At 48.4% G+C, this 12,187-nt stretch carries 8 protein-coding genes; 2 read left to right on the forward strand and 6 right to left on the reverse strand.

The window, feature by feature from the left end; translation table 11 throughout:
- Positions 1 to 2 precede the first annotated feature (2 nt).
- The 6 genes from ASC49_RS11635 to ASC49_RS11660 form a co-directional block, all read right to left on the reverse strand.
- Positions 3 to 1,001 carry a branched-chain amino acid aminotransferase gene (locus tag ASC49_RS11635; RefSeq protein WP_055463420.1) on the reverse strand — a complete coding sequence of 333 codons (999 nt, stop codon included), beginning with the start codon at positions 999 to 1,001 and terminating at the stop codon, positions 3 to 5.
- Positions 1,002 to 1,225: 224 nt separating this feature from the next.
- Positions 1,226 to 2,878 carry a BCCT family transporter gene (locus tag ASC49_RS11640; RefSeq protein ID WP_055463421.1) on the reverse strand — a complete coding sequence of 551 codons (1,653 nt, stop codon included), beginning with the start codon at positions 2,876 to 2,878 and terminating at the stop codon, positions 1,226 to 1,228.
- A 510-nt stretch (positions 2,879 to 3,388) separates the two neighbouring features.
- Positions 3,389 to 3,622, reverse strand: a complete 234-nt coding sequence (locus ASC49_RS11645) for a formate dehydrogenase subunit delta (RefSeq protein ID WP_055463422.1) — start codon at positions 3,620 to 3,622, stop codon at positions 3,389 to 3,391.
- A 21-nt stretch (positions 3,623 to 3,643) separates the two neighbouring features.
- Positions 3,644 to 6,517, reverse strand: a complete 2,874-nt coding sequence (gene fdhF / locus ASC49_RS11650) for a formate dehydrogenase subunit alpha (protein WP_055463423.1) — start codon at positions 6,515 to 6,517, stop codon at positions 3,644 to 3,646.
- 2 nt (positions 6,518 to 6,519) lie between these two features.
- Complete coding sequence (locus ASC49_RS11655) at positions 6,520 to 8,094, reverse strand: formate dehydrogenase beta subunit (protein ID WP_055463424.1); 1,575 nt, start codon at positions 8,092 to 8,094, stop codon at positions 6,520 to 6,522.
- Positions 8,094 to 8,591 (reverse strand): formate dehydrogenase subunit gamma, encoded by a 498-nt coding sequence (locus tag ASC49_RS11660; protein WP_055463425.1) that lies wholly within the window; start codon positions 8,589 to 8,591, stop codon positions 8,094 to 8,096. Before ASC49_RS11660 ends, ASC49_RS11655 begins: the two co-directional genes overlap by 1 nt.
- 565 nt (positions 8,592 to 9,156) lie before the next feature.
- On the opposite strand from ASC49_RS11660, the gene ASC49_RS11670 reads away from it, so the two are divergent.
- Positions 9,157 to 10,722 carry a Re/Si-specific NAD(P)(+) transhydrogenase subunit alpha gene (locus tag ASC49_RS11670; RefSeq protein ID WP_055463427.1) on the forward strand — a complete coding sequence of 522 codons (1,566 nt, stop codon included), beginning with the start codon at positions 9,157 to 9,159 and terminating at the stop codon, positions 10,720 to 10,722.
- 9 nt (positions 10,723 to 10,731) lie between these two features.
- Positions 10,732 to 12,141 (forward strand): NAD(P)(+) transhydrogenase (Re/Si-specific) subunit beta, encoded by a 1,410-nt coding sequence (locus ASC49_RS11675; RefSeq protein WP_055463428.1) that lies wholly within the window; start codon positions 10,732 to 10,734, stop codon positions 12,139 to 12,141.
- Positions 12,142 to 12,187: the final 46 nt, after the last annotated feature.

Raw genomic sequence — 12,187 nt, forward strand, 5'->3', positions numbered from 1 at the left:
AATTAAGCGATCTTAGTTAGCCAGCCGTGTGTATCTGGTGCTTTACCCCACTGAATATCGTTCAGTGCTTGGCGCAGTTTCTGCGCCATCGGGCCAATTTCACCGTTGCCCACTTTGATGTCTTTACCATTGTGGATAAAGGTACCAACAGAGGTAAGCACCGCTGCCGTACCAGACAGCATGGCTTCAACACCTGGCTTCGCCGCACGCTCTAGTAACTCTTCTACCGATACTTCACGCTCAGACACTGTCATGCCTAGGTCTTTGGCGATTTGTAGGATGCTTGAACGAGTCACGCCGTGTAGGAAGCTTGAGTCCAATGCCTTAGTGATGATTTCGTTACCATCTACCAATAGGAAGTTTGCCGCACCGGTTTCAGTGATGTAGCCGTTTGGACAGAACAATACCTGGTCAGCTTGGTATTTTTCTTTGGCTTCAAGGGTTGGTGCTAGAGCACTGGCGTAGTTACCGCCACTCTTGATCATGCCCATGTGTGGTGCACAACGTTGGCCAGTTTCGTCTAGCAATAGACGAAGTGCGCGCGCGCCACCTGCGAAGTAGTCACCCACCGGCGATAGCAGCACGTACACCATAGAAGACAAAGAAGGCGCTGCGGCTTTACCAACCGCTGCTTCAGTACCGATATGAGTGGGACGAATGTACATAGAGCCTGGAGGCGTTGGTACGTCCGCTGCGTATTCGGCAACGATGTCTACGATCATCTGAGAAACTTGTGCTTTATTCACTTCAGGAAGTGATAGCAACTTACTGCTCTGCGCGAAACGCTCGACGTTTTGGTCCATTCGAAAGACGTGCACGCTACCGTCTTCATGACGGAATGCTTTCAAGCCTTCAAAGCAAGTACTTGAGTAATGCAAGACGTGCGCACCTGGGTGTAGAGAGATGCTGTCAGAGGCAACGATCTGAGACTCAGACCATTGATTGTTTTCGAATGTTGCTAATGCCATTTTCGGCATAAACACGCTACCAAAAGCCGCCATTATGAGTTCCTACTGAATAATATTACGAAAAGGATGTGTACCATTAAGTTTGGGCAGGCGATTAGATTGGATGTCCAAGACTTAATCACAAAATACTAAAACAGAATGGCTTTGTAAGAAAGCGAGATTACTGGATTAGGGCGTTCTTGCTCTTAATTATCAATATTTTCGACGGGATTTATAAAATAGCCACAGACCATGTGGTCTGTGGCTATTTAACAGCACTAGCGATTATTTAAAATTGCGATGTAGTGATCGGTACGTCCTGTTTGATTATTGGGGGCAATTTCACGAATCTGCTGTACGCCTTCAAAATCAGCACGAAGTGATTTTATCAGGGCATACATCATCATAAACATGATGAACGCAAACGGCAGACCAGCGGCTAGAGAGGCCGTTTGCAGTGCTTTTAAGCCACCGATCAGCAATAAAACAGCCGCGATAGCGCCTTGACCCAAGCCCCAGAAAATACGGTAGCTAGCAGGTGGGTTTTCGTTACCCATGGATACCAGCGTTGTGATTACCAACGTTCCTGAATCGGATGAGGTGATAAAGTAGGTAATGATTAAGATAACCGAAACCAGAGCGACAACGGGCGTTAACCAGCCTAGATTGAGTTGTTCAATAACGACGAACAGAGGTTTCGAAATATCTTCATTAACCGCGGCAATCACACCACCTGTACCAAAGCCACCGTCCGCAAACAGCTCCATAAACATGCCAGTCGAACCGAACACCGACATCCATAGGAAGGTCACTAGAGTCGGCACTAGCAGAACGCCTAGACAAAATTCACGGATGGTACGACCTTTTGATACTCGTGCGATAAACATACCGACAAACGGTGCCCAAGCAATCCACCAGCCCCAGTAGAACACCGTCCACCAACCTTGCCATTGGCCTTGTGGATCAGGATCAACCCAAAATCCCATTGGAATGAAATTCAGGATGTAATCACCTAGGTTCGTCACAAAGAAACCTAATACAAAGACGGTTGGCCCGGCTAAGATAAATACGGTAAGCAGTAGAATTGACAGCCACATATTCAATTCAGACAAGATCTTAATGCCTTTGCCAACCCCTGATACCGCAGAGATGGTCGCCATAATCGACACCACGGCAATGATGATGACCTGAGAGGTTGTATCGACGTCAATGCCAAACATATAGTTCAAACCAGCATTGATCTGCCCTGAGCCAATCCCTAAGGTCGTTGCCACTCCAAACAGAGTACCGAATACCGCCAATAGATCGGCGACATGACCTCGCCAACCGAAAATCTTGTCTCCAAAAATGGGGTAGAGCGCTGAGCGGACGGTCAACGGTAAATCGTGACGGTAGGTAAAATAGGCCAATGCCAGACCAACAATCACATAAACGCCCCAGCCATGTAGTCCCCAATGTAAAAATGTAATCTGCATCGCAGTATTGGCTGCTGCCATGGTGTTTTCTGTGCCAGCGGCTAAAAAAGGATTACCTTGAATGTGGTAGGCCGGCTCGGCGATTGACCAAAACAGTAAACCTACCCCCATGCCTGCGCCAAATAACATGGAGAACCAGGTGAAATAGCTAAACTCTGGGCGCTGATCATCTTTACCGAGACGAATAGAGCCGTATTTTGAACACATGAGGTAAAACGTAAAGCCTAGAAAAATACACATGGATAACACGTAGAACCAATCTAGGTTGGACTGAATCCAGTTCTGCATGCCGGAGAAAGTGCTCGCAGCGAACTCTACATTAACTATCGTGAAAAATAGAAAAGCCAAAATGAGGCCTTTCGAGAATAGCGCCATGCTCGGATTGAGATCCTGAAACATGCCCTTATCGGCGAGTATTACGTAGTCCGTATCGGACTTATTAGACTTAGTTCCCATTGGTAGACCTTTATGAGTGTTCTCGATAATGACACGTTAGCGATCAATCGGGATGCCGTAAACGCCCTAAAAACTAATCTAAAACATAAGTATGTCTAATGTTAGTTTGTGCTATAAGGCTGATTTAAATGAGCTATGAAAGTATTTAGGCGTCAGAGAGAATAGGGATGTCTAAAAGAAACGAAGTTATTTACATGTAAACTATTGATTTTTAATAGTTATCTATGAGTGGCTATGGCTATAAAATTTGAGTGTCAAGCTGCCTCAAGTTTATTGAATAAAGCACTCTAAGAAGTGAACACAACTATGTATCTAATATAATTATGGCAAAAGCAGGGGGTGGCTGAGTTACATGGACGTTAGATCAGTTATCTTTCCGACGTTTCTGGGCAACTTAATCGGTTATGACTGTTTTGGTATCACGACCAAAGTATCAGCGGGAGTGGGGCTGGCATAAAAAAGCCCCTTACAAAAGTAAGAGGCTTTTAAGAGCTAAGTGATGATTAGAGCTTATGCGCTGACTTTTGCAGACAGACGCTGCGCTGCCACTAGGGCTGCTGGCTCAAACTCCTCGGTACCTTTCGCAAGTTGCTCCGCTAGGATCTTCTTCATGCGACGTGACCAGAATTTAGTGATGTGGTTTTCCACCATATCCGCGACTTCTGATTCAGTACCCGCACTCACATTGTTTTGCGCAATGTGGTTGATCATAGTTACGATGCTTTCTTCTTCAGTATGAAACATAGTTTATCTCTCAATACCTACTTATTTAACCGCACTGTGTGCAGACGCTGAGCCACGTAGGAACTCGTTCTGACGCTCGTGGTTGTCTTGGAAGTTCTTCTGCCATTCAGATGGCTGAGACACTTTCTCGACTTGAACCGCCGTCACCTTGTACTCAGGACAGTTAGTTGCCCAGTCCGAGTTATTGGTCGTGATGACGTTAGCGCCACTGCCTGGGTGGTGGAACGTTGTGTAAACCACGCCAGGTTGCATACGTTCGCTGACTCTCGCACGAAGCACGGTTTGACCTGCACGGCTGGTAATACCCAACCAATCGCCCGTCTTGATACCACGCTCTTCGGCATCGTGAGGGTGCAACTCAAGGATGTCCTCATCATGCCAAGCTTGGTTTTCTGTACGACGTGTTTGCGCGCCTACGTTGTATTGGCTCAAGATACGGCCAGTCGTTAGCAACAATGGGAAACGGCTGTTGGCACGTTCTGTTGTTGGTACGAATTCAGTTACCGCAAATTTCGCTTTACCTTCTTCACCGATAGGGAAGCTTTCCGTGTGCATGATTGGCGAGCCCATTGGGAACTCGTCGTTACATGGCCACTGCAAACTGCCCTGTTCTTCTAGTTTCGCGTAGCTTACGTTAGCGAAGCTTGGTGTTAGGCTAGCGATCTCATCCATGATTTCAGATGGGTGAGAGTAGCTCATTGGGTAACCCAATGCGTTCGCTAGATCTACGGTTACTTCCCAGTCTTCTTTACCAGCGATCGGTGCCATGACTTTACGTACGCGGTTGATACGACGTTCCGCGTTAGTGAAGGTACCGTTCTTCTCTAGGAAAGTAGAGCCTGGTAGCAATACGTGAGCGAATTTCGCTGTTTCGTTCAAGAAAATATCTTGTACGATCAAGCAATCAAGCGCTGCTAGTGCGGCTTCAACGTGTTGTGTATTCGGGTCAGACTGAGCGATGTCCTCACCTTGTACGTACATCGCACGGAACTCACCTGACAAGGCAGCATCGAACATGTTCGGGATACGTAGACCAGGCTCGTCGTCCAGCTCAACGCCCCAAACTTTCTCGAAGCGGGCACGAGCCACGGCATCCGATACGTGTTGGTAACCAGGTAGCTCATGTGGGAAGGAACCCATGTCACAAGAACCTTGTACGTTGTTCTGACCACGTAGAGGGTTTACACCCACGCCTTCACGACCGATGTTACCAGTTGCTAGGGCAAGGTTGGCGATACCCATTACCGTTGTTGAACCTTGGCTGTGTTCCGTTACACCTAGACCGTAGTAGATCGAAGCGTTTTTCGCAGTAGCGAACTTACGTGCAGCTTCACGTACTTTCTCCGCTTTAACGCCGGTGATCTCTTCCACGTTTTCTGGTGCATGGCGTTCATCGATGATGAACTCGCGCCATTTCGCGTACGCTTTAGTATCACAACGAGACGCGATAAATTCTTTGTCTTCGTAACCTTCTGTCACGACAACATGTGCTAGGGCGTTGACCATAGCGACGTTTGTACCTGGACGTAATGGCAGGTGTGTCGAGTCACCAAGGTGCGGTGTGCTCAGTAGATCGATCTCACGTGGGTCTGCTACGATCAAGCTTGCACCTTCACGCAGACGACGACGCATGAGCGAGCCGAATACTGGGTGAGCGTCGGTTGGGTTCGCACCGATAACAAGGATACAGTCAGAGAACATAACTGAGTCGAATGTTTGTGTACCGGCAGATTCACCTAGCGTTTGCTTCAGACCGTAACCGGTTGGGCTGTGACATACACGGGCACAAGTGTCAGTGTTGTTGTTACCGAATGCCGCACGGATCAGTTTCTGAACCAAGTAAGTTTCTTCGTTCGTACAACGAGACGACGTAATACCACCGATACTTTCACGGCCGTATTGCGCTTGGATGTCTTTGAGACGTTTCGCCGCAAAGCCAATGGCTTCTTCCCAGCTGACTTCTTTCCAAGGCTGGTCGATCGAATCACGGATCATTGGCGCTTTGATACGGTCTTTGTGGGTGGCGTAACCGAACGCGAAACGACCTTTCACACAAGAGTGACCGTGGTTCGCATCACCGTTTTTCGCTGGCACCATACGTACTAGCTTGTCGCCTTTCATTTCAGCGTTGAAAGAACAGCCGACACCACAGTAAGCACACGTTGTTGTGACGCTGTGTTCTGGTTGACCCATGTCGATGACAGAGTTTTCCATGAGGGTTGCTGTTGGACAGGCTTGCACACAGGCACCACAAGACACACACTCAGAATCAAGGAATTGCTCGTCTTGGCCCGCGGCCACTTTCGAGTCAAAACCACGACCATCGATAGTCAGTGCGAACGTACCTTGTACTTCAGAACACGCGCGTACACAGCGTGAACAAACGATACATTTGCTCGCATCGAACGTGAAGTAAGGGTTTGACTTGTCTTTTTCCGCGTGTAGGTGGTTGTTGCCTTCGAAGCCGTAACGTACTTCACGAAGACCGACTGCACCGGCCATGTCTTGTAGCTCACAGTCACCGTTTGCTGGACAAGTTAGACAGTCTAGCGGGTGATCAGAGATGTACAGTTCCATGATATTACGACGTAGCTTAGCAAGCTTGTCGGTTTGTGTAGACACTTTCATGCCTGCATCAACAGGTGTTGTACAAGACGCAGGTGTACCGCGACGACCTTCGATTTGTACTGCACAGATACGGCAAGAGCCGAAGGCTTCTAGGTTGTCGCTGGCACATAGTTTAGGAATGTTGATGTCATACATCGCCGCAGCGCGCATAACCGACGTACCTTCTGGTACCGTGACTTCAACACCGTCGATTTCTAGCGTCACCATTTTCTCACTTAGAGAAGCTGGCGTGCCGTAATCTTTTTTAGGGTCAAAATGTTGCAACATGATCAGACCTCCTTCGCTTGGGTCGCTGAAGCTGCATTCTTAACGAAGTCCTCAGTAAAGTGTTTCATGGCACTTTGGACTGGGAATGGCGTCATACCGCCCATGGCACAAAGAGAACCGTCTAACATGGTTTCACACAGATCAGACAAAAGTTCCATATTGGCATCGACGTTTTGGCCTGCGCGAATACGGTCGATTACTTCGACGCCGCGAGTTGAACCAATACGGCAAGGTGTACACTTACCACAAGACTCAGCAACACAGAATTCCATTGAGAAGCGTGCTTGCTCGCTCATGTCTACTGTGTCGTCAAACATCACTACACCACCGTGACCAAGCACGGCTTCTTTTTGGCTAAACTCTTCGTAACCTAGAGGTGTATCCCACTGGCTTTCTGGTAGGTAAGCACCCAATGGGCCACCCACCTGAACCGCACGAAGAGGACGACCGCTGCGCGTACCGCCACCGAATTCGAACATCAATTCTTTGAGAGTTGGACCGAACGCAAGTTCCACCAAACCACCAAATTTCACGTTACCGGCTACTTGGAAAGGCAGCGTACCGCGTGAGCGGCCCACACCTACGTCCGCGTACGCTTTAGCACCCTTATCAAGGATGAATGGTACCGCAGCAAGCGATAGAACGTTGTTCACAACCGTCGGTTGACCGAACAAACCAACGATCGCTGGCAATGGTGGCTTCGCACGTACTAGACCGCGCTTACCTTCTAAACTTTCTAGTAGTGACGTTTCTTCACCACAGATGTAGGCACCAGCACCCATACGCACTTCAAGATCGAAGTGTTTACCACTACCTTGGATGTCCGCACCCAATAGGTTGTTGTCGTAAGCGGTTTGGATCGCGCTGTTCAAGTTTTCAATTGATAGCGGGTATTCAGAACGGCAGTAGATGTAACCTTGGGTCGCACCAACCGCTAGGCCAGCGATGGTCATGCCTTCGATCAGCATGAATGGGTCACATTCCATCACCAAACGGTCAGCGAAGGTACCTGAGTCACCTTCGTCGGCGTTACAAACGATGTACTTTTGATTTTTTGGTGATGGCACATCCAGTACGGTTTGCCACTTGATGCCGGTAGGGAAGGCTGCGCCACCACGGCCACGTAGGCCAGATTCTTTCACTGCATCAACGATTTCTTGTGATGACAGTTGGATCGCGTTCGCTAGACCTTTGAAGCCATCTTTGGCTTTGTAGTCCTCTAGAGAAAGTGGATCGTTAATACCAATACGAGAGAACGTGAAGCGTTCTTGGCGTTTTAGGTAAGGAATTTCTTCTACTAAGCCAACTGCAAGGGGGTGATCGACATTACCTTTGTAGAACTCAGCAGCGAACAAAGACTCGATATCGCCTTCTTTCACTGGACCAAAGCCGTAACGACCTGCGTCCGTGTCGACTTCGACCAAAGTTTCTAGCCAGTAAAGTCCGCGCGTACCGTTACGACGTACTTCAACGTCAACTTTGTGCTCTTCCGCAACGATCTCAATCAAACGGGCGATGCGGTCTGCACCACGCGCTTTAGCGGTTGTATCAGAAGGAACGTGAATGCGAAACGTCATTACAGAATCTCCACTCGATCGGTTTTAAGGCTTTCCACTAGCTCGTCGAAGCGTGCTGCGTCAACGTCTGCGTGAATGTCATTGCCAACACGAATAGATGGACCGCAAGAACAGTTACCTAAGCAGTAAACTGGCTCTAGGGTGATGTTGCGGTCTGGTGTTGTCTGGTGGTAATCCACACCCAGCGCTGCTTTCGCGTGAGCCTCAAGTGCACGAGCACCTTGTGATTGACATGCTTCAGCACGGCAAATTTCAACCACATGGCGACCTGGTTGATGCGTGCGGAAATGGTGATAAAAACTGATCACACCATGTACTTCTGCGCGGGTCAATTTCAACGCCTGAGCAATCAGGGAAACAGCCTCGTCAGGGATGTATGAAAAGCGATCCTGAATTGCGTGCAGAATCGGTAGCAGAGCTCCTGGCTTCGACTTGAGCTCATCGATGATGGCTTGGGCAGTCACTGGCTCCCATGCAACTGCTTTCAATGTAGTCATTGTATTTCCTCCTGTCGCCCAGCTACAAAGTTGCTTTCGTAATCTGGCGGAAATGTTGCTTATTATTGTAGCGGTTAATATGCGTTAAGGCAGTGTAGTTGAGTTGTGAGATTCCTGCGATTCACAATTCCAAAGCTATTAACGCTGTCAAGAGTTTAAAACTGGTGCGCACCTTAGCACAGCTCAATTATTGTCATTTATCTTATTGCGACACTAATTGAGTGCTTTGAGGCATACCCTTTTGTAATTTTTAAACATGTGAGAATTGTTCAAATTTCAAGCAAAGCAATGCGCAGAATCACTTTTTAGCGAAAAAAAACGCCTCTCTTTCTCCTTCGTATCAAAAAAAGTTATAGCTGACATAAAAAAGTCATGAAAAAACAAAAAATCGTCGTTATCACGACCGGGGCTGACGCTTGTGTGCAAGATTAGTGCGTTTAGCTGGTTTCTAATTGCATACGCCCAAATATGGGTGATAGTCCACATAAGTATCATGAATGGCACTATTGTAGGGCAAAAATATAAATACGGCTAAAACTCGGACAAGAATAAGTACGGCATCATTATGAAGATTGGAATACCGAAAGAGATAGAAGACGGCGAGCTGCGGGTGGCCATGACCCCGGCAGTCGCTGAAAGGGTCAAACAGCTAGGCTTCGATTTAGTGATTGAGAGTGGTGCAGGTGAAGCCGCGTCTTACTCTGATGAAGCATACATCGCAGCAGGCGTTGAAGTGACCAGCGATACCAAGTCGCTATGGCACAATTCAGACATCCTGATTAAAGTGCGTCCACCGATTGAACACCCAGAGCTAGGCTTTTATGGCATTGAGCTACTAGGTAAAGATCAGACGCTAATTAGTACCCTCTATCCTGCGCAAAACTCAGTGAAGCTTAATCAGCTAGCTGAACGAGGCACGAATGCGGTGGCGTTAGATGCCGTTCCACGTATTTCTCGTGCACAGAAGATGGACGTGTTGAGCTCGATGGCAAACATCGCCGGCTACCGTGCGGTAGTCGAGGCAGCACAACACTTTGGACGTTTCTTCACGGGCCAAATTACCGCTGCGGGTAAAGTACCCCCTGCAAAAGTATTGGTTATCGGTGCCGGTGTAGCGGGTTTGGCTGCCATCGGTGCTGCGAAGAGCATGGGGGCGATCGTTCGTGCGTTCGACACGCGTCCAGAAGTAAAAGAACAAGTAGAAAGTATGGATGCTGAATTCCTTGTTCTAGATTTCAAAGATGAAGATGGTAGCGGTGAAGGCGGTTACGCCAAAGTAATGAGCCCTGAGTTCATTGCGGCGGAAATGGCCCTATTCGCAGAACAAGCGAAAGACGTTGATATCATCATCACGACAGCCCTAATTCCAGGTAAGCCTGCACCAGAATTGATCACCGAAGAAATGGTTCGCTCTATGAAACCAGGCAGTGTGATCGTTGATTTGGCGGCAGAGACGGGTGGTAACTGTAAACTGACTCAAGCCAATGAGATCGTGCAAAAGCACGGCGTGACTTTGATCGGTTACACCAACCTACCAAGTCGTATGGCGGCGCAATCTAGCCAATTGTTCGCAACCAACATTTACCACCTACTAACAGAGTTGTGCCCTAACAAAGATGGTCAGATTGATCTGAACATGGAAGACGAAGTGATTCGTGGCGCAACGGTTGTGAAACAAGGCAACATCACTTGGCCACCACCAGCACCACGTCTGTCTGCTGCGCCTAAGAGTGATGTAAGTGAGCCTTTGCCGGAGGCAAAAACAGCCAAGAAAGAAGAGAAGAAACCAAGTGCGTTTGGTTTCCTCATCCCAGTCTTCATTGTTGGTGCATTACTAATGGGTGTAGGTAGCGTAGCGCCTGCCGAGTTTATGGGACACTTGACCGTCTTTGTATTGTCGTGCTTTGTCGGTTATATGGTGGTTTGGGGAGTTAGCCACTCTCTGCACACGCCACTAATGAGTGTTACCAATGCCATCAGTAGTATCATCGTGGTCGGTGCTTTGACACAGATCTCGAACGATAGTCCGATCGTTGCGATACTGGCTGCTCTGGCAATCTTTATTACCAGCATTAACATCGTCGGCGGCTTTGCCGTGACGCATCGTATGCTGAAAATGTTCCGTAAGTAGGAGACGACAATGAACTTTGGAGTAATGACGGCTGCCTACATCGGAGCCAGCGCCTTATTTATCATGGCACTGGGTGGCTTGAGCCACCAAGAAAGCGCGCGCCGCGGTAACATCTACGGCATCCTAGGCATGGGTCTAGCGATGGCGGTTACCATCATCGGTGCGGTAACAGATAACTACGGCCTACTATTGTTAGGTCTAGTACCGGGTGGTGTGATCGGTTACATCCTAGCGAAACGTGTAGAAATGACATCGATGCCAGAATTGGTGGCGATCCTACACAGCTTGGTAGGTTTAGCGGCAGTATTTGTAGGCTTTGCCAACGCGTTAGGTCACGGTGAATCCGCTTCTGTTGTAGCGCAGCGTATCCATGACGTAGAAACGTCTCTAGGTATCTTTATCGGTGCGGTAACCTTCACGGGTTCTTTGATTGCTTACTTGAAGTTAAGCGGCAAAGTATCGGGTAACCCACTGCAACTACCTGGTCGTCACATGATCAACCTTGCGATCGTATTAGTGTCCTTGTACCTAATCGTTCAATTCGCAGCGGTAGGCGCAGCGGATGGTATGGTTTACCTATACATCATCACTATCCTAGCGTTGGTATTCGGTGCTCACCTAGTCGTAGCGATCGGTGGTGCGGACATGCCAGTCGTCGTGTCAATGCTGAACTCATACTCTGGTTGGGCCGCTGCGGCAATGGGCTTCATGCTAGGTAACGACCTACTAATCGTAGTCGGTGCCCTAGTAGGTAGCTCGGGTGCGATCCTGTCTTACATCATGTGTCGTGCGATGAACCGTAAATTCTTGAACGTTATCCTTGGTGGTATCGGTACTAAGAAGAAAAAATCTTCTCCAGCAGCGGGTGCAGCGGTAGAAGAGCAAGGCGAAATCGTTGAGATTCAGTCTGAAGAAGCAGCACACATGCTTGAGTCAGCGAAAGAAGTCATGATCATCCCAGGTTACGGTATGGCGGTGGCGCAAGCTCAGCACACGGTATTCGAGATCACTAAGAAACTTCGTGAAAAAGGCGTTAACGTGCGCTTCGGTATTCACCCAGTTGCGGGTCGTATGCCAGGTCACATGAACGTATTGCTAGCAGAGGCAAAAGTACCATACGACATCGTGTACGAAATGGACGAAATCAACGATGATTTCCCTAAAGTAGACGTGTCGGTTGTGATCGGTGCTAACGACATCGTTAACCCTGCAGCGAACGAAGTAGAAGACAGCCCAATTGCTGGTATGCCAGTACTTGAGCCTTGGAAAGGTAAGCACACAATCGTACTGAAACGTGGTATGAGCCGTGGTTACGCCGGTGTAGAAAACCCACTGTTCTTCAAAGACAACACACGTATGTTGTTCGGCGATGCGAAACAAACGGTTGATGCACTGTTGAAGCATTTGTCAGCTGACTAATGAATTAGCTGGCGATAAAAAGAAGCCCGAGGCATCCGCTCACGCC

Origin of the sequence: Marinomonas fungiae (assembly GCF_001418205.1) — a bacterium.
In the GTDB taxonomy this organism is placed as follows: domain Bacteria; phylum Pseudomonadota; class Gammaproteobacteria; order Pseudomonadales; family Marinomonadaceae; genus Marinomonas; species Marinomonas fungiae.